This is a genomic window from Pseudonocardia hydrocarbonoxydans (assembly GCF_006539565.1).
Lineage (GTDB): Bacteria > Actinomycetota > Actinomycetes > Mycobacteriales > Pseudonocardiaceae > Pseudonocardia > Pseudonocardia hydrocarbonoxydans.
On sequence record NZ_BJNG01000003.1, the window covers coordinates 159,034 to 179,068 of the forward strand.

Below are 20,035 nucleotides of genomic sequence, written 5' to 3' on the forward strand. Positions count from 1 at the left end.
TCCAGGGTGGGCGGGTGCGGTCCGGAGGGGGACGCACCCGCCCATGCCTCAGGAGTAGGCCTCCACCGGAGGGCAGGAGCAGACCAGGTTGCGGTCGCCGTGCGCGCCGTCGATCCGCCGCACCGGCGGCCAGACCTTGCGGTCGTGCACCCCCGGCGTCACCCCGGTCGGGTAGGCCGCCAGCTCGCGCGGGTACGGGTGGTCCCACTTGTCGGCGATGCAGGCCGCGGTGTGCGGTGCGCCGCGCAGCGGGTTGTCGTCGACCGGCCACTCCCCCGCCGCGACCCGGTCGATCTCACCCTTGATCGAGATCATGGCGTCGACGAACCGGTCGATCTCGGCCAGGTCCTCGCTCTCGGTGGGCTCCACCATCAGCGTGCCGGCCACCGGGAACGACATCGTGGGCGCGTGCAGGCCGTGGTCGGCGAGTCGCTTGGCCACGTCGTCGACGGTGACACCGGTGTCCTTGGTGATCTGCCGCAGGTCGAGGATGCACTCGTGGGCCACCTGGCCGTCGGTGCCCGCGTAGAGCACCGGGTAGTGCTCCCCCAGCCGGGCGGCGACGTAGTTGGCGGCCGCGACCGCGGTGAGGGTGGCGCGGCGCAGCCCGTCGAGCCCCATCAGGCGGACGTAGGCCCAGGAGATCGGCAGGACGCCGGGGCTGCCGTGCGGCGCGGCCGACACCGGGCCCACGATCCCGCGGCCCGGCAGGAACGGGGCCAGGTGCTCGGCCACGGCCACCGGCCCGACACCGGGGCCGCCGCCGCCGTGCGGGATGCAGAACGTCTTGTGCAGGTTGAGGTGGCTGACGTCGCCGCCGAACGCACCGGGCCGCGCGACGCCGACCAGCGCGTTGAGGTTCGCGCCGTCGACGTAGACCTGCCCGCCCGCCTCGTGCACCGCGTCGCCGACCTCGCGCACCTGCGCCTCGTAGACGCCGTGCGTGGACGGGTAGGTGATCATCAGCGCGGCCAGGGAGTCCCGGTTCGCGTCGATCTTGGCGTGCAGGTCGGAGAGGTCGACGTCGCCGGTGGGTGCGGTGGCCACCACGACCACCCGCATCCCGGCCATGACGGCGGACGCGGCGTTCGTCCCGTGCGCGGACGCCGGGATCAGGCAGACGTCGCGGTGGTCGTCACCGCGGGAACGGTGGTAGGCCGCGATCGCCAGCAGGCCGGCGAACTCCCCCTGGCTGCCCGCGTTGGGCTGCAGCGACACCGCCGCGTAGCCGGTGAGCTCGGCGAGCCAGCGCTCCAGGTCGGCGATCAGCTCGCGGGTGCCCTCGGCGTCGGCGGCCGGGGCGAACGGGTGCAGGTCGGCGAACCCGGGCCAGGTGATCGGCTCCATCTCCGCGGTGGCGTTGAGCTTCATCGTGCAGGAGCCCAGCGGGATCATCGTGCGGTCCAGCGCGAGATCGGCGTCGGCCAGGCGCCGCAGCCAGCGCATCAGCGAGGTCTCGCTGCGGTGCTCGTGGAACACCGGGTGCGTCAGGTAGTCGCTCGTCCGGGCCAGGCCGGTGGGCAGCGCGTCGTCGGTCGCGGCGTCCAGGTCCTCGACCGACCCGGTGACGCCGAACGCGCCCCACACCGTCTCCAGGTGCGCGCGGGTGGTCAGCTCGGAACAGGCGACGGCGAGGGTGTCGGCGTCGACGCGGCGCAGCGCGATCCCGGCGTCGTGGGCCGCGGTGGCGATCTCGTCGGCGCGGCCGGGCACCCGCACGGTGACGGTGTCGAAGAACGCGCCGTGGACCGGCTCCACCCCACCGGCACGCAGCCCGGCGGCCAGCACCGCGGTCATCCGGTGGGTGCGCCGCGCGATCGTGCGCAGGCCGTCGGGGCCGTGGTACACGGCGTAGCAGGCGGCGACGACGGCGAGCAGCACCTGCGCGGTGCAGATGTTGGAGGTGGCCTTCTCCCGGCGGATGTGCTGTTCGCGGGTCTGCAGGGCCAGGCGCAGCGCGGGGTTGCCGTCGGCGTCGCGGCTCATCCCTACCAGGCGCCCGGGCAGCTGGCGGGCGAGCTTCTGGCCCACCGAGAGGAACGCGGCGTGCGGGCCGCCGTAGGCCATCGGCACGCCGAACCGCTGGGTGGTGCCGACGACCGCGTCGGCCCCCAGCTCACCGGGCGGGGTGAGCAGGGTGAGCGCGAGCAGGTCGGCGGCCACGGCGACCAGCGCACCCTGCTCATGCGCCCGCGCGATGAGCGCGGACGGGTCGCGAACCGCCCCGGAGGCGCCCGGGTAGGACAGCAGGACGCCGAAGAACTCGCCGTCGGGCAGGTCGTCGGCGATCACCAGCTCGATGCCCAGCGGCTCGGCCCGGGTGCGCAGCACGTCGATCGTCTGCGGCAGCGTGTCGGCGTCGACGACGAACCGGTTGCTCGCGGCCTTGCCGGCCCGGCGCAGCAGCGTCATCGCCTCGGCGGCCGCGGTGGCCTCGTCGAGCAGGGACGCGCCGGCGACCGGGAGCCCGGTCAGGTCGGCGACGGCGGTCTGGAACGTCAGCAGCGCCTCGAGGCGGCCCTGGCTGATCTCCGGCTGGTAGGGCGTGTACGCGGTGTACCAGGCGGGGTTCTCCAGCACGTGGCGCCGGATCACCGGCGGCGTCACGGTGCCGGAGTAGCCGAGCCCGATCATCGGGACCGTCACGGTGTTGCGGGCGGCGAGCGCGCGCAGCTCGGCCAGCACCTCGGTCTCCGAGGCGGCCGGGGGAAGCGTCGACGGGACGTCCGGCCCGTCGAGGATGGTGTCGGGCACCGCCCGGTCGGCCAGCTCGTCGAGCGAGGAGACGCCGACGGCGGCCAGCATGGCGTCCAGCTCCGCGGCCCGGGGCCCGATGTGCCGGTCGGCGAAGGGGACGCCCTGCTCCAGTGCGGAGAGCGGGATGCGAGCGGTTGTCAACGTGACCTCCGGGGTGACGCGGGCAGGACCGTGCTGCCCTCCCCCTCTGTCACCACCCGAAGGCACCTGAGAGATTCACCCGCACCCGCAGGCTTTCCCCGTCGGCGGACGCCGCCCCGTCGCCGGGCCCACGTCGCTTTCCAGAGGCGTCCGCCCGCGCGGTCCCTGATGCCTGAGAGGTTCCGGGGAGGAGTTGCTCCTTCGGCGCCCGGCCTGACCTCGGCCGGGTCTCTTCCGCGCGGCCGTCGACCGCGCCGTCACCCTACCCCGGGCAGGCCCGTCCCGGTTCGTGACCGCGGGCCGGTAGAGCTACGGACGCGACGGAGGTCACCCCGCGGCCACACTTCCGCCATGACCTCGACGCCCACGCCCGTCCCGCCCACCACCGCCGCGTTCCACGTCCAGGCGGTCCTGTCGTTCGCGATCTCGCTCGCCGCGGTCGGCCTCGCCGTGATCTACCTGCCCGCCGACGGCTGGGTGCGCGCCTTCCTCGGGCTCGGCATCCTCTACGTGACGACCTCGGCGTTCACCCTGGCCAAGACGGTCCGCGACCGCCAGGAGGTGAGCACCGTCGTCACCCGCGTCGACCAGGCCCGGATGGACAAGCTGCTCGCCGAGCACGACCCGTACGCCGTGCGCTGAGCGCTGTGGGTCAGGAGCGGTGGGTCAGGAGATCGCGCGGCGGGCGCGGCGGCGGGACAGCTCGTCCTCGGGCGTCTCGTCGACGCTGCCGCCGTCGGCCCGCTCGACCGGGAAGTCCTTGATCGAGCCGCTGATCTCGCGCATCGCGCCGGAGACGGCGATGCCGAAGACGCCCTGCCCGCCCTGCAACAGGTCGACGACCTCCTCGGGGGAGCTGCACTCGTAGACGGTGGTGCCGTCGGAGAACAGCGTGATGCCGGCCAGGTCGCGGATGCCGCGACGGCGCAGGTGCTCCACGGCCACGCGGATGTTCTGCAACGACACCCCGGCGTCGAGCAGCCGCTTGACGACCTTGAGGACCAGCACGTCCTTGAACGAGTACAGCCGCTGCGAGCCGGACCCGGCGGCGCCCCGGATCGACGGCATGACCAGGCCGGTGCGGGCCCAGTAGTCGAGCTGGCGGTAGGTGATGCCGACGACCTGGCACGCGGTGGGACCGCGGAAGCCGACGAGCTGGTCGGGCATCCCGTCGAGCCCGGCGCCCAGGAGCGGATCGGGGAACAGCTCACCCTGCTCGGGCGCACCCGACTGCGGGTTGTCGTCCACCGAACTCCCTCCCGCAGAGGCCCCGGGACCGGGGCCGATGTCGGAGCTGACGGTAAGCGCGTCGACGCTCCTGGTCAACGCGGCGCGCCGGGTGCCGTCACCCGATGCCGGGCGCGTCGCGACCGCTCACGGCTGGGCGCCGCGGAAGTCCTCCGGGGAGATGGAGTCGAGGAACTCGCGGAACTTCTCGACCTCGTCCTCCTGCTCGTCGGGGATGATGAGGCCCGCCTCGGCGAGCACGCTCTCCTCGGCGTGGATCGGGACGCCGATCCGCAGGGCCAGCGCCACCGAGTCGCTCGGCCGGGCGGACACCGTGACGCCGCCGTCGAAGATCAGCTCGGCGTAGAAGGTGCCCTCCTGCAGGTCGGTGATCCGGACCTGCTCCAGGCGCCTGCCGAGGGAGGAGATCACGTCCTTGAGGAGGTCGTGGGTCAACGGCCGGGCCGGTTTGACGCCCTGCTGCTCCAACGCGATCGCGGTGGCCTCCACCGAGCCGATCCAGATCGGCAGGTAGCGGTCACCGCTGGTCTCCCGCAACAGGAGGATGGGCTGGTTCGCGGGGAGTTCGACTCGGACTCCCACGACGCGCATCTCGCTCATGCGCTCTCCTCCTCCTGGGTCGTGCTCCGGTGCCGAGGCGGCGGGATCCCGGGATCGGGCCGCCTCGTGTCCGACGGTGTCGACGCTACACGGGCGGCCCCGCCCGCGCCCGACTCCGGACGGGCGGCAGGTCGCGTCGCGCGCGTCACTCCCCGCCGGACTCGCGCGGTCCGGTGAGGAACACGAGCCGGAACTTCCCGATCTGCACCTCGTCACCGTTGGCCAGCACCGCGGTGTCGACCGGCTCGCGGTTGACGTAGGTGCCGTTGAGGCTGCCGACGTCGACCACGACGAACTCGCCCGCGTCGCGGCGGAACTCCGCGTGCCGGCGGGAGACCGTGACGTCGTCGAGGAAGATGTCGCTGTCGGGGTGCCGGCCCGCGCTCGTCGAGACGCGGTCGAGCAGGAACCGGGAGCCGGCGTTCGGGCCGCGCTTGACCACCAGCAGGGCGGCCCCGGCGGGCAGCGCGTCGACACCGGAGATCGGCTGGTCCTGGGCCGGGGGCTCGGCATCGGCGAGGAAGTCGGCCCGGAAGACCGACGTCATCTCGGGAGCGCGCTCCGGCGGTACGCCTGGCCCGTCGTTCGTGGTCACCTCGGGGTCTCCTCCTGCGGTGGTGGGGCGGTGCGATGGTGAGAAGGAACCTACCGTGCCGCGCGGGGGCGGCCGGGGTCAGGCGCCCGTCAGCTCGGCGTAGGCGCCGGGGTCGAGCAGCGCGCCCGGATCCCCGTCGGTGACCCGCAGCTCGATCATCCAGCCGGCCTCGTACGGCCCGGAGTTGACCAGCTCGGGGCTCTCGGCGAGCGACTCGTTGACGGCGGTGACCTCGCCGGTGAGCGGCGAGTAGATGTCGGACACCGACTTGGTCGACTCGACCTCGCCGATGGACGCGCCGGCCGTCACCGCGGCGCCGACGTCGGGCAGCTGGACGAAGACGACGTCGCCGAGCTGGTTCTGGGCGTGGTCGGTGATACCGATGCGGACGACGCCGTCGCCCAGGTCCCGCACCCACTCGTGCGCCTCGGTGTACCGGAGATCGTCGGGAATCACGCGGGGAGCCTAGTGGTACGCAGCGCGAGCACGAACTGGGCCAGGTACAGCGCGCCCGACCACAGGTACAGCGCGGTGCCCCAGGCGGCGAACGCGAGCCCGAGCGGCAGGGCCACCGCGGCGGTGACGCCGTCGGCCTGCCCGAGCAGCAGCAGCGGGAAGGCGTAGAGCAGCAGGAACGTGGCCGCCTTGCCGAGGTAGGTGACGACGAACGGCCCGTAGCCGTACCGGCGCAGCACCAGCACGCAGCAGGCGAGCACCAGGTCGCGGCCCACCAGCAGCGCGACGAACCACCACGGCACGATCCCGCGGGCGCCCAGCGCCAGTAGGGCGGCGAGGATGTAGAGCCGGTCCACCGCCGGGTCGAGCAGCGCCCCGAGCCGCGAGTACTGGCCGAGCAGCCGGGCCAGCTTCCCGTCGAGCCAGTCGGTGAAGCCGCCGACGGCCAGCACCAGCACCGCCCAGCCGTCGCCCCAGCCGGGGGTGCCGTCCGCGCCCGGGGAGAGCAGCAGCCACACGAACAGCGGAACCCCGGCCAGGCGCAGCAGGCTGAGCAGGTTGGGGACGGTCAGGACGCGGTCCTGGGGCGGGGCGGCCACGCCCGCAGGGTAGGCCGGGGCGTGCGAGGTGGCGAACCGTTGTGCACGATGTGGCTCATGGACACCGCCGCCCTGAAGGCCATGCAGGCACCGCTCAAGGCCCAGTACACCGAGGACCCCGGCACCGCGCTGGTCACATTGAAGGCCGAGGGCGAGCTCGACGGCTCCGGGATCGCGTGCAAGGTGCGCACCGCGACCGCGCTGTCCGAGGCCGGCCTGCACCCCGCCACCGGGGGTGACGGCACGCAGCTCTGCTCGGGCGACATGCTGCTCGAGGCGCTCGTCGCGTGCGCCGGGGTCACGCTGCGCGCCGTCGCCACCGCGCTCGACCTGCAGGTGTCGGGCACCGTGCACGCCGAGGGCGACCTCGACTTCCGCGGCACGCTCGGCGTCGCCAAGGACGCCCCGGTCGGCTTCCGCGACATCCGCCTGAGCTTCGCCCTCGACACCACCGCCGACGCCGACCAGATCGCCACCCTGATGAAGCTCACCGAGCGCTACTGCGTGGTGCTGCAGACCATCGTGTCGTCGCCGAACACGGACGTGACGGTCACGACCGCGTGAACGGTGCCGGCTCGCTGCTGCGCACCCTCACCGGCGCCGGCGTCGACGTCTGCTTCGCCAACCCCGGCACCTCGGAGATGCACTTCGTGGCCGCGCTCGACGGCGTGCCGGGGATGCGGGCCGTGCTGGCCCTGTTCGAGGGCGGCGCCACCGGTGCCGCCGACGGCTACGCCCGCATGACCGGCCGCCCGGCCGCGGTGCTGCTGCACCTGGGCCCGGGCCTGGGCAACGGGCTGGCCAACCTGCACAACGCCCGCCGGGCCGGCACCCCGGTGGTCGCGGTGGTGGGCGACCACGCCACCACCCACGCCCCGCTCGACGCGCCCCTGCAGTCCGACATCGGCGCGATCGCGGGCGCCGTGTCGGGCTGGGTGCGGTACAGCGCCTCGGCCGCCGAGGTGGGTGCCGACGCCGCCGACGCGGTGGCGGCGGCCCACCGCGGGCAGGTCGCCACCCTCGTGCTGCCGGCCGACGTCAGCTGGGGCGACGGGGGGCGGGTCGCGCCGCCTGCCCCGGTCGCGCCCCGGCCCGTCGCCGACGCCGGGGCGCTGCGGGCCGCCGCCGACGCGCTGTCCTCGGGGGAGCCCGCGGTCCTGCTGATCGGCGGGGACGCGCTGCGCGCCGACGGGCTCGCCGCGGCCGACCGGGTCGCCGCGGCCACCGGCGCCCGGCTGCTCGCCGAGACCTTCCCGGCCCGGCTCGAGCGCGGCGCCGGCGTCGCCCCGGTCTCCCGGCTCGCCTACCTCGGCGACGCCGCGCGCCACCAGATCGGCGCGGCGCGGCACGTCGTGCTGGTCGGCACCCGCTCCCCCGTCACGTTCTTCGGCTACCCGGGCCGCGACGGCGACCTGGTGCCCGACGGCTGCACCGTGCACCCCGTCGTCGACGGGGCGGGCGCGGCGGCCGCCGCGCTGGAGGAGCTGGCCGACCTGCTCGCCCCCGGACGCGCGGCCCGGGTCGCGCCGGCCGCGCGCCCGGAACCGCCGACCGGCGCGTTGACGCCCGCCTCGGCCGCCGCCGTCGTCGGGGCGCTGCTGCCGGAGCACGCGATCGTCGTCGACGAGGCGATCACCTCGGGGGCGGGCCTGCCCGCCGCCACCGCGGGCGCCCCGCGCCACGACTGGCTCACCCTCACCGGCGGCGCGATCGGCTACGGGCTCCCCGCGGCGACCGGGGCGGCCGTGGCGTGCCCGGACCGCCCGGTGTGGTGCCTGCAGGCCGACGGCAGCGCGATGTACACGATCTCGGCGCTGTGGACGCACGCCCGCGAGGGCCTCGACGTCACCACCGTGATCTACCACAACCGCGCCTACGCGATCCTGCGCGCGGAGCTGGAACAGGTCGGTGCCGCGGGCGGGCCGGCCTCCGAGGCACTGTTCGGGCTGGACCGCCCGGAGCTCGACTTCACCGCGCTGGCCCGCGGCATGGGGGTCCCGGCGGAGCGCGCCACCACGGCCGACGAGCTGGCCGGGGCGCTGCGCCGGGCGTCGGCCGAGCCGGGGCCGCACCTGATCGAGGCCATGCTGCCCGCCCCCGGCTGAGCCGTCGCACACGCCCCTGCTCCGAACGGCCCTGCCCAGGTCGGGGGGTGGCCGAACCCGGCGCACCACGCCTGCCGCTCGTCGCGGATCGTGGGCCGGTCACCGCTCGGTGACCGGCCCACCCCGTCGGGCGACCCCGGTCCCCGACGTACAGTGGTGACGTCGTGACGCTGCGGCGTGGCACCGCGCCGTGTCACGACCCTGCGCCATGTGGCCACCAGCCCACCACCCCATCACCGCACGTTCGGATGCCAGGGGGACCGATGACCGTGCTCCAGGATGCGACGCCCGTGTCGCACGCCTGCACGATCCCGGTCAGCGACGAGCAGCTGTGGGAGATGACGGCCACCTACCTGGCCGAGGGCATGGCCGCGGGCGAACGGGTGCTCTACTTCGACGACGGGCGCGCCGGTTCCCTGCTGCAGCGCCTCGACGACGACCGCGTCCCCTACCGCTCCGCGATGCGCAGCGGCCAGTTCGGCATCGTGCCGTCGACGGTCACCCGCGCGCTGATCACCGGCAGCCCGGGCGAGCTCATCGCGGCGCTCGACGCCGTCGTCACCGAGACCCTGGAGCAGGGCTACGGGTCGGTCCGGGTCATGGGGGACGGCAGCTACGGCCTGGAGCACGACGGCGGCGCGACGATGATCGACTACGAGTCCCGGCTCGACACGGTGCTCGGGCCGCGGCCGGGCCGGATGCTGTGCGCGTTCGACCGCGGCCGCTACCCCGAGGACGTCCTGCAGCGGCTGCGCGCGGTGCACCGCCACGAGATCGTCGCCCCGGCGATCTACGACGACAGCCTCCTGCGGCTCACCGCGCCCGCGCCGTCCACGGTGCGGGTGGCGGGCGAGATCGACCACAGCAACCGGCCCCGCATCCGGCGGGTGCTCGACGCCGCGCTCGACGAGGCGCTGCGCTCGCACTCGTCGTCGGCGGAGATCACCCTGGACCTGGCCTCGCTGCGCTTCCTGGACGTGGCCGGTGCGGTGAGCCTGGTGCACGCCGCCGAGGAGTTCCCCAGCACCCACCGGCTCGTGCTCACCGGGGTCCGCTCGGGCGTGCTGCGCCTGCTGGACCGGTGCGGCGCGCCGTTCGCCGACCAGCTGCGGATCGAGCCCCGGCTCCCGCCGCCCGACGACGACCTCCACGGCGACGACCCCGACGACGGCGACCCCCACGGCGACGACCCCGACGACGCCACCACGGACGAGCCGTGAGGATCACCGGGACGCCGCCGGGTGACGCTCCCCGCCTGCAGCACGCGGCCGGGTTCCACTCCTCCCCCGACCACCTGGTCGGCCAGCTCCTGCCGCTGGCGCGGGCGGCACTCGGGCGGGGTGAGGCGGTCGCGCTGGCGCTGGCCCCCGACACCGAGACCGCGCTGCGCGACGCGCTGGGCACCGCCGACGGCCTGCACCCGCTGGGGCCGCCCGCCGAGGCCGGGTCGGGGCAGACCGTCGCCGTCGCCCGCGCCCGCGAGCTGCGCGAACTCACCCGCACGGCGGGTCCGGTCTCCGTCCTGGGCGAGCACCGGTCCGATCTGGACGGACCCGACGGCAGTTTCTGGACCGAGTTCGACGCCGCCGTCAACGTGGCGCTGGCCGAGCTGCCGGTCCGCATGACGTGCTTCTTCCCCGAGATGCCGCTGCACCTGTGCGTGCTCGACGGCGCCCGCGACAACCACCCGCAGCTGCTCGTCGACGGGGAGGTGCGCCCCAACCCGCGGCACCGGGCCCCCCGCGACGTGCTCGCCGCGTACCCGGTCGCCCCGCCGGTGCTGCTGGGCGTCCCCGATCTCACCGTCGCGTTCCAGTCGTGGGAGCTGCAGGAGGTGCGCAGGGCGGTACGCGACATCGCGGGCGCGGCGGGGTTCACCGACGACCGCGTCGAGGATGTCGTGCTGGCGGTCAACGAGGTCGCGACCAACGCCGTCGAGCACGGCGGGCCGCACGCCGAGCTGCACGTCTGGGCCACCGGCGGCGGGCTGGTCTGCGAGGTCCACGACACCGGGGCGTTGGCCGACCCGTTGCCGGGAATGGCCTCCCCGCACCCGTCGGAGCCGCGCGGGCGCGGGCTGTGGATCTCCCGTCAGGTCTGTGACCTGCTGCACGTCTGGTCCGACGACCGCGGCACCCACGTGCGGGTACGCGCCGCACCGTAGGTTATCGTGGAGACGATCGTCACCCGTCCGGCCGCAGCTCGCGGCGGGAACTGTGACGAAGCAGCCCCTTGGCAAGTGGGTGTCGGCGGAGAACACTTCTCTGCGGACTCGGCGCCAGACGGCTGCAGACGGGTCATCATCGGCACCACCACAGACCGGGACAGTCATGCCTGAGGATCAGCGACGATCTCGCACGATGCCGGCCGGAACGAGTGCGCCCCACCGGGTCACCGTCCTCGGCTCCTTCACCCTCCACGCGCACCGCGGCGCCGTCGCCCTCGGGGTCGACGCCCGCCGGCTGGTCGCCTACCTGGCGGTGCACCCGCGGCCGCAGCGGCGCGACGCGCTGGCCGTCGACCTGTGGCCGGGCGTCCCGGTCGCCTCCGCCCTGCGCCTGCTCGACGACGCCGTGCTGGCCGTCGACGTGCCGGGCCTGCTCGTCACCGACGACGACGGCGCGCTGGCGCTGTCCCCCGACGTCGAGGTCGACCTCGCCGCGGCGATGCTGCTGCTGCGCACGCTGCCGGAGGTCGCGGCCACGGAGGACCCCGACCTGGCGCTGCTCTCGGCCGACATCCTGCCGGGTTGGACGGCCGCCTGGCTCGTCGTCGAGCGGGAGCGGTTCCGCCAGCTCCGGCTGCACGCCACCGAGGAGCGCAGCCTGCGGCTCACCGCCGCGGGCCGGTACGACGAGGCCGTCGCGCTGGCCCAGGGGGCCGTGCGGTCGGCTCCCAGCCGCGAGTCGGCCCGCCGCGCGCTGATCGAGGCGCATCTCGCGCAGGGCAACATCTCCGCCGCCGTGGCCGAGTACGACGAGTACCAGGAGCTGCTGCGCTCCAGCGTCGGCGCGGCGCCGGCGTTCTCGCTCGACGCGCTGCTGCCGCCCACCCCGTCCTGGCCGGTCATGCGGGCCCGTTCGGTGATGCCCCGCTCCGCGGTGCAGCTGCCGGGCCTGCGCTCGGTGCGGGCCTCGGGCACCACCCGCCGGCTGGTCGCGGGCGGCTCGGTACCCGGCGCGTTCCGCTGACGGTCCCCGGCATCACGCCGGGAACGGGATCTCGAAGCACACCTCGGTACCGCCGGGGGAACACTGCACCCGCACCCGCCGGGCGAGCCGCTCGATCATGAGCAGACCCCGCCCGCGGAACCCGGGCGACTCCGGCTCGGGCCGCCACGCGCCCCGGTCGGCCACCCGCACCAGCACCGCGGGCGGCCGTCCGTCACGCAGTTCCATCTCCACCTCGACCGTGCCGTCGGCGTCGTCGCCGTAGGCGTGCTCCACGCCGTTGGCGACGGCCTCGCCGACCGCGAGCTGCAGGTCGATCGTCACGTCCTCGGGCACGCCGGTCTGCCGCGCCCACCGCCCGATGTCGCCCCGGATCCGGCCGAGCTCCACGGCGTGGGCGCGGTGGCGCAACCGCAGGCGTGGCGCGCCGTCACACCTGCCGGGGGGCCGACGGCACCCGGGACGACCGTCCTTCACGGGCCCCGGTTGCCCCGTCGCCGGTACCGACAAACCCGGCGCGGCACGGCGGCGGCGGACGTCACAGGTGTGATGCGGGCCCTGGGAGGGTATTCGCCGGCATGCACGGACCAGAGGACGACGTCCCCGCCGACCCGGCTCTCGCCAACGCCCGCGAGACCGGGGGCACCGACCACGAGGACACCGACACCGGTGACGCCACCAGCACCACCGGCGTCGACCGCACCGACGAGTTCGTCGGCCGGGTCGCCGGCGACGACGCCGGATACGCCGGGGAGACCGGTGCCGAACGGAGGGCCCGATGAGCCGCGGGGACGGCAACGAACTCAGCCCGCTCGGCAAGATCGCCTACAAACCCTTCGGGCTCGTCTTCGGCGTGCTCGGCGGGATGGTGGCGAGCTGGGTGTTCGGGCAGGTGTGGAAGCGGGTGTCCGACGAGGACGGCACCCCGCAGCCGCTCTCGGACGACTACAGCACCCGTGAGGTACTGCTCGCCGCGGCCATCCAGGGTGCGGTGTTCGGCCTGATCAAGACCGCGGTGGACCGGTACGGGATGAAGGGCGTCCGCCGTTTCCTGGACTCCCCCCGCCCCCGCGCCTGACCGCCTGGACCCGCGCGCTCGCGCGCATCCCGTCGCCCACGCCCGCGCTGCCCCGCGGGCGTGGGCGACGACGTGTGCGCGTCGGCCACCGCGGCCGACGGGCCGGAGCGGCCCGGTCAGTGGAAGGACGGCGGCCGCTTCGCGGTGAACGCGGCCAGCCCCTCGTCGCCCTCGGGACCCGCGGCGCACGCCGCGATCGACTCGGCCTCGGCGTCGAGCTGGGCGGCGAGCGGGACGTCGGGTGACGAGGCGAGCAGCCGCTTGATCCGGCCGAGCGCGGCCGTCGGCCCGTGGGCGAGACGGTGCGCGGTGTGCTCGGCCTCGGCCCGCACCTCCCCGTCGTCGACGACCGTGGCCAGGATCCCGAGGTCCAACGCGGCCCGGGCGTCGAGGATGCGGTCGGTGAGCAGGATGTGGCGGGCCCGCCCGGCCCCGACGATGCGCGGCAGCGTCCAGGTCATCCCGCCGTCCGGGGAGAACCCGATGCCGGGGTAGGCCGGGCGCAGCTTCGTGCCGTGCCCGCCGACGGCGAGGTCGGCGGCGCACACGATGCTCATGCCCGCCCCGGCCGCCCAGCCGGGAACCGCCGCGACGACCGGGACCGGGCAGTCGACGACCGCGCGCAGGAACCCGTGGAACGCCGTCGCCAGCCCGCCGACGAACGCGCCCCGGTCCTGCGCGGCGGCGAAGGAGCGGACGTCACCGCCGGTACAGAAGCTGGCGGGGTGGGAGGGCGACGACTCGGAGACGAGCAGCACCGCGCCCACCGACGCCGGGTCGAGGGTGGTCAGCGCGTCGGCGAGCAGCGGCAGGGCGTCGCCGTCGAGGGTGCCGTGGCGGCCCTTCGCCACGCGAGCGCGCAGTACCCGCCCGTCCTGCTCCAGCGCGTCGCTCACGCCAGCTCGCGCAGCGCAGGCAGGACGTCCTGGGAGAACTGGGTGAGGAAGCGTTCCTGGTCGTGGCCCGGGCCGTGGAAGACCAGGTGGTTCAGGCCCGCGTCGACGTAGGGCCGGATCCCGGCGAGCGCCTCCTCCGGCGTGGACGCCACGATCCAGCGCTTCGCGACCTGCTCGATCGGCAGCTCGTCGGCCAGGCGCTCCATCTCCACCGAGGAGTCGACGCTGTGCTTCTGCTCCGGGGTGAGCGACAGCGGCGCCCAGAACCGGCAGTTCTCCAGCGCCTGGTCCTTGTCCCGGTCGTAGGACATCTTGATCTCGATCATGCGGTCGACCGAGCCCGCGGCCTTCTCCCCCGCCTGCTCGCCCTCGGCGACGGCCGGCAGCAGCTTCTCGGTGTAGAGCTCCATGCCCTTGCCGGAGGTGCAGATGAAGCCGTCACCCGCGCGCCCGGCGTACTTCGCCATCTGGGGGCCGCCCGCGGCGATGTAGACCGGCACCGGCGTCTCGGGGCGGTCGTAGATCGTGGCGTCGACGGTGCGGTAGTAGTCGCCCTCGAACGACACCGGCCCGTCCGCCGTCCACAGCTCGCGCATCAGCCGCACGGCCTCGCGCAGCCGGGCGTAGCGCTCCTTGAACTCGGGCCACTCGCGCCCGGACACGGCGATCTCGTTGAGCGCCTCCCCCGTGCCGACGCCCAGCATCACCCGGCCCGGGTACAGCAGGCCCAACGTCGCGAACGTCTGCGCGAGCACGGCCGGGTTGTAGCGGAAGGTCGGGGTGAGCACGGAGGTGCCGAGCCGGATGCGCGAGGTGCGCTCCCCCACCGCCGCCAGCCAGCTCAGCGCGAACGGGGCGTGGCCGCCCTCGTGCCGCCAGGGCAGGAAGTGGTCGGACACGGCCGCGCTGTCCAGGCCGACCTCCTCGGCCCGCACCGCGTACTCCACGAGCTCGCGGGGCGCGAACTGCTCCGCCGACGCCTTGTAGCCGATCCGCAACGCCACGTCCGTGCCTCTCCTGCCGGTGAACGATGTCCGGGCACAGCCTGCTACACCCCGCTCCGCCGCGCTCGGGCACGGTCGGCTCGCCCGGACAGCGGTACCACGCCTGTGCCCGCAGCCGATAGGCCTGTCGCGACCGGTCGCCGGGCGAAGGCAGGTGGAGATGACGACGCAGGAGCCACCACGGCGGACGACACCGGTGTACGCCCCTCCGGTGCCCGACGTCGGCCCCGACGCGCTGTTCGTGCGGCACCGCCACCGGAGCCCACGGGTGCACGCGTCGGCCTACATCGCCCCGACGGCGGTGCTGTGCGGCGACGTCACCGTCGGACCGCACAGCCGGGTCCTGTTCGGTGCGGTGATCACCGCGGAGGGCGGGCCGGTCGAGATCGGCGCGCACTGCATCGTCATGGAGAACGCCGTGGTGCGCGGCGTCCCGCGGCACCCGGCCCGGCTCGGCGACCACGTCCTGGTCGGGCCGCACGCCGCGCTGACGGGCTGCGTGGTGGAGGGCGACACCCGGATCGCCACCGGCGCCGTGGTGTTCAACGGGGCCCGCATCGGCGTCGGGGCGGAGCTGGAGTTCCACTCCGTCGTGCACGTCGGCACGGTCGTCCCGGCGGGGATGGCGGTGCCCATGGGCTGGTTCGCCGGCGGCGACCCGGCCGAGCTCGTCGCACCCGGCGAGTGGGAGCGCATCCGCGACCGCATCGGCCCGCTGGACTACCCCGGCACGGTGTTCGGGATCGGCGGGACCGACAACCCGATGCCCGACATCGCCCGCCGCTACGCCCGCAGCCTCGCCCTGCACCACCAGGACCGGATCCTCCCGGCCGCGCGGCACGAGCGCCTGCCCGGGAGCTGACCGGCGGAACTCGGGTGCGGTGGGCGCGGCGGGCTCCTACCGTCTGTCCACGCCATGAGCGACGCCACACCGCCCGGGCCCGCGGACGGCACCCTGTCCGCGCTGCGCCGGCTCCTGCCCTACGTCCGTCCCCACCGCGTGCCGCTGGTCGGGGGCGGCCTCGCCGCGCTCGCGGCCACCCTGGCGGGCCTCGCCGTCCCGCTGGTCACCCGCGAGATCGTCGACGGGCCCATCGCCCGCGGCGACCTCGGCGTGCTGCCCTGGCTGGTGCTCGGGGTGCTCGGTCTCGGCCTCGCCGAGGCCGCGCTGATCACGCTGCGCCGCGCGCTGGTGGCCCGGCCGAGCAACCAGGTCGAGTCCGACATGCGGGCCGACCTGTTCGCCCACCTGCAGCGGCTGCCGGTGGCCTTCCACGACCGCTGGGCCTCGGGGCAGCTGCTCTCCCGGGCCACCGCCGACCTCACCACGATCCGCTGGTTCGTCGCGTTCTCCGGGACCTTCCTGGTCGTCAACGCGGTGACGGTGGTCGTCGGCATCGGGGTGCTGGTGTGGCTCTCGCCGTGGCTGGGGCTGGTCGTCGCCGTCACCGCCGTGCCGCTGACCGTGCTGACGCTGCTGCTGGAGCGCCGGTACTCGGTGGTGGCCCGGCGCGCGCAGGACCAGCAGGGCGACCTCGCGACCGTCGTCGAGGAGTCGGCGCTGGGCATCCGCGTGCTGAAGTCACTGGGTCGCGGACGGCGCCTGACCGAGCACTTCGTCGCGCGGTCGCGCGGCCTGCGCGGCACCGAGCTGGCGAAGCTGCGGCTGGTCGCCGCGCTGTGGTTCGTGCTGGTCATGCTCCCGGAGACGGCGGTCGCGACGATCCTCGGGCTCGGCGCGTACGGGGTCGCCACCGGGTCGCTGACGCTCGGGACGCTCGTCGCGGCCGTCACGGTGATGACCTACCTGTACTGGCCGATCGCCACGCTGGGCTGGCTGCTGGCCGAGGCGAGCAACGCCGCCACGGCCACCACCCGGTACTGGGAGGTGCGCGACGTGCGGCCCGCGGTCACCGACCCGGACGTCGCCGTGGCGCTGCCCGAACCGGTGCGCGGCGCGCTCGAGCTGCGCGGGGTGTCCTTCCGGTACCCCGGCGCCGCGCGCGACGTGCTGCACGGCGTCGACCTCGTGGTACGCCCGGGCGAGACGATGGCGCTGGTCGGGGCCACCGGGTCGGGCAAGACGACGCTGACCGCGCTGGTCCCCCGGCTCCAGGACGTCACCGCGGGTGCGGTGACCGTCGACGGGCTCGACGTCCGCGACCTGGCGCTGTCGGACCTGCGGCGCACCGTCGCGACGGCGTTCGAGGACCCGGTGCTGATCTCGGCGAGCGTGCGCGAGAACGTGGCGCTGGGCGCGCCCACCCGCCCCGACGCCGCCCCGAACGACGAGGACGTGTGGGAGGCGCTGCGGATCTCGCGGGCCGACGGGTTCGTCGCCGCGCTGCCGTGGGGGCTCGACACCCGGATCGGCGAGCAGGGCATGTCCCTGTCCGGCGGGCAGCGCCAGCGCCTGGCGCTGGCGCGGGCGGTGTTCGGGCGACCGCCGGTACTGGTCCTGGACGACCCGCTCTCGGCGCTGGACGTGCACACCGAGGCCGAGGTGGAGGCGGCGCTGCGCCAGGTGCTCACCGGCGTCACCGCGCTGGTCGTGGCGCACCGGTCGTCGACGGTCCAGCTGGCCGACCGGGTGGCGCTGCTGTCCGGCGGCCGGATCACCGCCGTCGGCGTGCACGGCGAGCTGATGGCCACGCACCCGGAGTACCGGGCGCTGCTGGCCAGCCTGGACGTCGAGCGGGACGGGGTGCCGACGTGAGCACCGACACCGACGACTGGCGCGGCGTCGCCACCGACGACGACGAGGACCTCACGCCCGCCGCGGGCCTGCGGCTGCAGCGGCGGGCCCGGTCGCTGGTCGTCGACCTGGTGCGCCCGCACCGGCGCGCGGTGTCGCTGGCCGTGCTGCTGCTCGTGCTCGACAACGCCGTGATGCTGGCCGGTCCGCTGCTGGTGGCGCTGGCGATCGACACCGGTGTCCCCGCCGCACTCGACGGCCGCCCCGCGCCGCTGGCCTGGACGATCGCCGGGTACGCGGCCTGCGGGCTGGCCGGTGCCGGGCTGCGGGCGGCGTTCCTGGTGCTGTCCGGGCGCGTCGGGCAGGACCTGCTGCTGGAGCTGCGGCGGCGGGTGTTCGCCCACGGTCAGCGGCTGTCGCTGGACTTCCACGAGTCCTACACCTCCGGGCGGCTGATCTCGCGGCTCACCTCCGACCTCGACTCGCTCGGCGACCTGCTCGAACAGGGTCTCGACGGCCTACTGGGCGCGGCGCTGTCGCTCGTCGGCATCTCGGTGCTGCTGGTGGTGCTCGACGCGCCGCTCGCGCTGATCGTGTTCGCCGGCTTCGTGCCGCTGATGGTGCTCACGCGCTGGTTCCAGCGCAGCTCCCGGGCCAGCTACCGGCGGACGCGGACGACCGTGGCGCGGCTCATCGTGCACTTCGTCGAGTCGATGAACGGCATCCGCGCCGTGCAGGCGTTCCGCCGCGAGCGGCGCAGCGAGGCGATCATGGACGAGCTCGGGACGGCCTTCCGCGACGCGAACGTGGAGGCCTTCCGCACCGTCGCCTGGTACGTCGGGCTGACCCGGGCGGTGGGCAACCTGACCCTGGCCACGGTGCTGCTGGTCGGTGGCCTGCGGGTCGTCGACGGGACGCTGGCGCTGGGCGCGCTCACGGCCTTCCTGCTCTACCTGCGCCGCTTCTACGACCCGCTCGACGACCTGGCGCAGTTCTTCAACGCCTACCAGTCGGCGGCCGCAGCGCTGGAGAAGATCTCCTCGGTGCTCGACACCCCGCCCGGGGTGGCGGAGCCGCGGCGGCCGGTGGCGCTGCCCGCACCGGTGCGCGGGGAGCTGGAGTTCGACCGGGTGCGCTTCGCCTACCGGCGCGCACCCGACCGGCTCGTGCTGCCGGAGCTCTCGCTGCGCGTGCCGGCGGGGCAGACGGTCGCGCTCGTCGGGGCGACGGGGGCGGGCAAGAGCTCGCTGGCCAAGCTCGCGGCCCGCTTCCACGACCCCACCGCGGGCACGGTGCGCCTGGACGGCGTCGACCTGCGCGACGTCGCCGACGCCGACCTGCGCGACGCACTGGTGATGATCACCCAGGAGTCGTTCCTGTTCTCCGGGTCGGTGGCCGACAACATCGCGATGGGCCGGCCCTCGGCGGGCCGCGACGAGGTCGTGGCGGCGGCGGGGGCGGTGGGGGCGCGCGGGTTCGTCGAGGCGCTGCCCGACGGGTTCGACACCGACGTGCGCAAGCGCGGCGGGCGGCTCTCGGCCGGGCAGCGCCAGCTCGTGTCGCTGGCGCGGGTGGTGCTCGCCGACCCGGCGGTGGTGCTGCTCGACGAGGCCACGTCCTCGCTGGACGTGCCATCGGAGCGGGCCGTGCAGGACGCGCTCGCGACGGTGCTGGCCGGGCGCACCGCGCTGATCATCGCCCACCGCCTCTCGACGGTGCTGATCGCCGACCGGGTGCTGGTGATGGCCGACGGCGTGATCGTGCAGGACGGTCCGCCGCGGGAGCTGGTCGAGGGCGACGGCGAGTTCGCCGCGCTGCACGCGGCGTGGCGGGCCTCGCTCGCGTGAGCGGCGGGGCCGGGCGCGGGCGTCAGCTGGTGAGCGTCAGCTCGAAGCTGTACCGGCTGGCGCGGTAGACGTGCGAGCCGTACTCCACGGCCCGGCCCGCCTCGTCCCACGCGGTGCGGACCATCGTGAGCATCGGGGCGCCGCGGGAGTCGCCGAGCTGGCGGGCCTCGGTCGCGGAGGCCGCCTTCGCCCCGACGGTCTGGCTCGCCATCCGCGGCACGTGCCCGGCCGCGCGCAGCAGCTCGTAGAGCCCCCGCTCGGCGAGGTCGGCCTCGGTCAGCGGCAGCAGGTCCAGCGGCACGGCGTTGTGCATGATCGCCAGCGGCTCGCCGCCGGAGAAGCGCAGCCGCTCGATCCAGGTGATGTCGAGCCCACCGGGCACCCCGAGGGCCTCGGCGACGTGGTCGGGGGCGCGCCGCACCTCCAGCAGCAGCACCTCGGTGCGGGGCGACTGGCCGTCCTTGGCGAGGTCGTCGTAGAGGCTGGTCAGCTCGACGGGCCTGCGCACCTTGGGGTGCACGATCTGGGTCCCGATGCCCCGGCGGCGCACCAGCATGCCGCGCTCGACGAGGTAGGCGATGGCCCGGCGCATGGTGGGCCGCGACACACCCAGCCGCTCGGCGAGCTCCACCTCGTTCTCCAGGCGGCTGCCCACCGGCAGCTCGCCGTCCTCGATCAGCTGCTGCAGACGCGTCGCCACCTGGAAGTACAGCGGGACGGGGCTGGTCCGGTCCAGCGGGACCTCCGGGACCGTGCGATCCGGCATGCTGACCACCTTTGTTAGAACAAAGTGTTGACCTGATCTTTCGACGAGAGTACACCTGACCCGGCGCGAGCAGCCACG

General features: G+C 74.8%; 21 protein-coding genes and 2 riboswitches. Of the genes, 11 read left to right on the forward strand and 10 right to left on the reverse strand.

Annotated elements, in window-relative coordinates:
• Window positions 1-48: 48 nt before the first annotated feature.
• On the reverse strand, window positions 49-2,898 hold the full coding sequence (gene gcvP / locus PHY01_RS02070; protein WP_141276464.1) for an aminomethyl-transferring glycine dehydrogenase: 2,850 nt from the start codon (window positions 2,896-2,898) through the stop codon (window positions 49-51).
• A 43-nt stretch (window positions 2,899-2,941) separates the two neighbouring features.
• A riboswitch (glycine riboswitch) is annotated at window positions 2,942-3,045 on the reverse strand.
• A 2-nt stretch (window positions 3,046-3,047) separates the two neighbouring features.
• Window positions 3,048-3,145: riboswitch (glycine riboswitch) on the reverse strand.
• Window positions 3,146-3,249: 104 nt separating this feature from the next.
• Between gcvP and PHY01_RS02075 the strand changes: the two genes are divergently transcribed.
• Window positions 3,250-3,540, forward strand: a complete 291-nt coding sequence (locus PHY01_RS02075) for a YiaA/YiaB family inner membrane protein (protein WP_141276465.1) — start codon at window positions 3,250-3,252, stop codon at window positions 3,538-3,540.
• A 24-nt stretch (window positions 3,541-3,564) separates the two neighbouring features.
• On the opposite strand, the gene PHY01_RS02080 is transcribed toward PHY01_RS02075, so the two are convergent.
• From PHY01_RS02080 to clsA, 5 genes are all read right to left on the reverse strand, one after another.
• Entirely contained in the window at window positions 3,565-4,146 is a 582-nt protein-coding gene (locus tag PHY01_RS02080) for a MerR family transcriptional regulator (protein ID WP_141276466.1), read from the reverse strand.
• A gap of 126 nt (window positions 4,147-4,272) precedes the next feature.
• On the reverse strand, window positions 4,273-4,746 hold the full coding sequence (locus PHY01_RS02085; protein ID WP_141276467.1) for a bifunctional nuclease family protein: 474 nt from the start codon (window positions 4,744-4,746) through the stop codon (window positions 4,273-4,275).
• Between the two features lie 145 nt (window positions 4,747-4,891).
• Entirely contained in the window at window positions 4,892-5,341 is a 450-nt protein-coding gene (garA, locus tag PHY01_RS02090; RefSeq protein ID WP_141276468.1) for a glycogen accumulation regulator GarA, read from the reverse strand.
• Between the two features lie 78 nt (window positions 5,342-5,419).
• Window positions 5,420-5,797 (reverse strand): glycine cleavage system protein GcvH, encoded by a 378-nt coding sequence (gene gcvH / locus PHY01_RS02095; RefSeq protein ID WP_141276469.1) that lies wholly within the window; start codon window positions 5,795-5,797, stop codon window positions 5,420-5,422.
• Window positions 5,794-6,396, reverse strand: coding sequence for a cardiolipin synthase ClsA (clsA, locus tag PHY01_RS02100; protein WP_141276470.1), 603 nt, complete (start codon window positions 6,394-6,396; stop codon window positions 5,794-5,796). Before clsA ends, gcvH begins: the two co-directional genes overlap by 4 nt.
• A 57-nt stretch (window positions 6,397-6,453) precedes the next feature.
• Here clsA and PHY01_RS02105 point away from each other — a divergent pair, with 57 nt between their 5' ends.
• The 5 genes from PHY01_RS02105 (at window position 6,454) to PHY01_RS02125 (ending at window position 11,692) form a co-directional block, all read left to right on the forward strand.
• Window positions 6,454-6,960 (forward strand): OsmC family protein, encoded by a 507-nt coding sequence (locus tag PHY01_RS02105; protein ID WP_141276471.1) that lies wholly within the window; start codon window positions 6,454-6,456, stop codon window positions 6,958-6,960.
• A complete protein-coding gene (locus PHY01_RS02110; RefSeq protein ID WP_141276472.1) occupies window positions 6,957-8,501 on the forward strand; it encodes an acetolactate synthase large subunit in 1,545 nt (514 codons plus the stop codon). The genes PHY01_RS02105 and PHY01_RS02110 overlap by 4 nt, the downstream gene beginning before the upstream one ends.
• 263 nt (window positions 8,502-8,764) lie before the next feature.
• Entirely contained in the window at window positions 8,765-9,721 is a 957-nt protein-coding gene (locus tag PHY01_RS02115; RefSeq protein ID WP_170183601.1) for an MEDS domain-containing protein, read from the forward strand.
• Window positions 9,718-10,665 carry an anti-sigma factor RsbA family regulatory protein gene (locus PHY01_RS02120; protein ID WP_141276474.1) on the forward strand — a complete coding sequence of 316 codons (948 nt, stop codon included), beginning with the start codon at window positions 9,718-9,720 and terminating at the stop codon, window positions 10,663-10,665. The genes PHY01_RS02115 and PHY01_RS02120 overlap by 4 nt, the downstream gene beginning before the upstream one ends.
• Before the next feature lie 196 nt (window positions 10,666-10,861).
• Entirely contained in the window at window positions 10,862-11,692 is an 831-nt protein-coding gene (locus PHY01_RS02125) for an AfsR/SARP family transcriptional regulator (RefSeq protein WP_141276475.1), read from the forward strand.
• A 12-nt stretch (window positions 11,693-11,704) separates the two neighbouring features.
• On the opposite strand, the gene PHY01_RS02130 is transcribed toward PHY01_RS02125, so the two are convergent.
• Window positions 11,705-12,148 (reverse strand): ATP-binding protein, encoded by a 444-nt coding sequence (locus tag PHY01_RS02130; protein ID WP_307723931.1) that lies wholly within the window; start codon window positions 12,146-12,148, stop codon window positions 11,705-11,707.
• 101 nt (window positions 12,149-12,249) lie between these two features.
• Here PHY01_RS02130 and PHY01_RS02135 point away from each other — a divergent pair, with 101 nt between their 5' ends.
• Together PHY01_RS02135 and PHY01_RS02140 are read left to right on the forward strand one after the other, a co-directional pair.
• Window positions 12,250-12,453, forward strand: a complete 204-nt coding sequence (locus PHY01_RS02135; RefSeq protein WP_141276476.1) for a hypothetical protein — start codon at window positions 12,250-12,252, stop codon at window positions 12,451-12,453.
• A complete protein-coding gene (locus tag PHY01_RS02140; protein WP_141276477.1) occupies window positions 12,450-12,749 on the forward strand; it encodes a DUF4235 domain-containing protein in 300 nt (99 codons plus the stop codon). The genes PHY01_RS02135 and PHY01_RS02140 overlap by 4 nt, the downstream gene beginning before the upstream one ends.
• A 116-nt stretch (window positions 12,750-12,865) precedes the next feature.
• On the opposite strand, the gene PHY01_RS02145 is transcribed toward PHY01_RS02140, so the two are convergent.
• Both PHY01_RS02145 and fgd read right to left on the reverse strand, forming a co-directional pair.
• Window positions 12,866-13,645, reverse strand: a complete 780-nt coding sequence (locus PHY01_RS02145) for an enoyl-CoA hydratase/isomerase family protein (RefSeq protein WP_174824074.1) — start codon at window positions 13,643-13,645, stop codon at window positions 12,866-12,868.
• Window positions 13,642-14,649 carry a glucose-6-phosphate dehydrogenase (coenzyme-F420) gene (fgd, locus tag PHY01_RS02150; RefSeq protein WP_141276478.1) on the reverse strand — a complete coding sequence of 336 codons (1,008 nt, stop codon included), beginning with the start codon at window positions 14,647-14,649 and terminating at the stop codon, window positions 13,642-13,644. Before fgd ends, PHY01_RS02145 begins: the two co-directional genes overlap by 4 nt.
• 160 nt (window positions 14,650-14,809) lie before the next feature.
• Between fgd and PHY01_RS02155 the strand changes: the two genes are divergently transcribed.
• Genes PHY01_RS02155 through PHY01_RS02165 form a run of 3 tightly spaced genes read left to right on the forward strand, consistent with a single transcriptional unit; the run spans window position 14,810 to window position 19,191 of the window.
• A complete protein-coding gene (locus PHY01_RS02155) occupies window positions 14,810-15,511 on the forward strand; it encodes a gamma carbonic anhydrase family protein (RefSeq protein WP_141276479.1) in 702 nt (233 codons plus the stop codon).
• A gap of 54 nt (window positions 15,512-15,565) precedes the next feature.
• Window positions 15,566-17,365, forward strand: a complete 1,800-nt coding sequence (locus PHY01_RS02160) for an ABC transporter ATP-binding protein (protein ID WP_141276480.1) — start codon at window positions 15,566-15,568, stop codon at window positions 17,363-17,365.
• Window positions 17,362-19,191, forward strand: a complete 1,830-nt coding sequence (locus tag PHY01_RS02165) for an ABC transporter ATP-binding protein (protein WP_141276481.1) — start codon at window positions 17,362-17,364, stop codon at window positions 19,189-19,191. Before PHY01_RS02160 ends, PHY01_RS02165 begins: the two co-directional genes overlap by 4 nt.
• A 22-nt stretch (window positions 19,192-19,213) precedes the next feature.
• Here PHY01_RS02165 and PHY01_RS02170 read toward each other — a convergent pair whose 3' ends face one another.
• Window positions 19,214-19,957, reverse strand: coding sequence for a GntR family transcriptional regulator (locus PHY01_RS02170; protein WP_141276482.1), 744 nt, complete (start codon window positions 19,955-19,957; stop codon window positions 19,214-19,216).
• Window positions 19,958-20,035 lie beyond the last annotated feature (78 nt).

Excerpts from the sequence above, each read along its gene's own strand:
- PHY01_RS02155 (WP_141276479.1), top strand. The coding sequence starts at position 14,810 with ATGACGACGCAGGAGCCACCACGGCGGACGACACCGGTGTACGCCCCT.
- PHY01_RS02160 (WP_141276480.1), top strand. The coding sequence starts at position 15,566 with ATGAGCGACGCCACACCGCCCGGGCCCGCGGACGGCACCCTGTCCGCG.
- PHY01_RS02140 (WP_141276477.1), top strand. The coding sequence starts at position 12,450 with ATGAGCCGCGGGGACGGCAACGAACTCAGCCCGCTCGGCAAGATCGCC.
- PHY01_RS02170 (WP_141276482.1), bottom strand. The coding sequence starts at position 19,957 with ATGCCGGATCGCACGGTCCCGGAGGTCCCGCTGGACCGGACCAGCCCC.
- PHY01_RS02075 (WP_141276465.1), top strand. The coding sequence starts at position 3,250 with ATGACCTCGACGCCCACGCCCGTCCCGCCCACCACCGCCGCGTTCCAC.
- PHY01_RS02115 (WP_170183601.1), top strand. The coding sequence starts at position 8,765 with ATGACCGTGCTCCAGGATGCGACGCCCGTGTCGCACGCCTGCACGATC.
- PHY01_RS02085 (WP_141276467.1), bottom strand. The coding sequence starts at position 4,746 with ATGAGCGAGATGCGCGTCGTGGGAGTCCGAGTCGAACTCCCCGCGAAC.
- PHY01_RS02125 (WP_141276475.1), top strand. The coding sequence starts at position 10,862 with ATGCCGGCCGGAACGAGTGCGCCCCACCGGGTCACCGTCCTCGGCTCC.
- PHY01_RS02135 (WP_141276476.1), top strand. The coding sequence starts at position 12,250 with ATGCACGGACCAGAGGACGACGTCCCCGCCGACCCGGCTCTCGCCAAC.
- PHY01_RS02105 (WP_141276471.1), top strand. The coding sequence starts at position 6,454 with ATGGACACCGCCGCCCTGAAGGCCATGCAGGCACCGCTCAAGGCCCAG.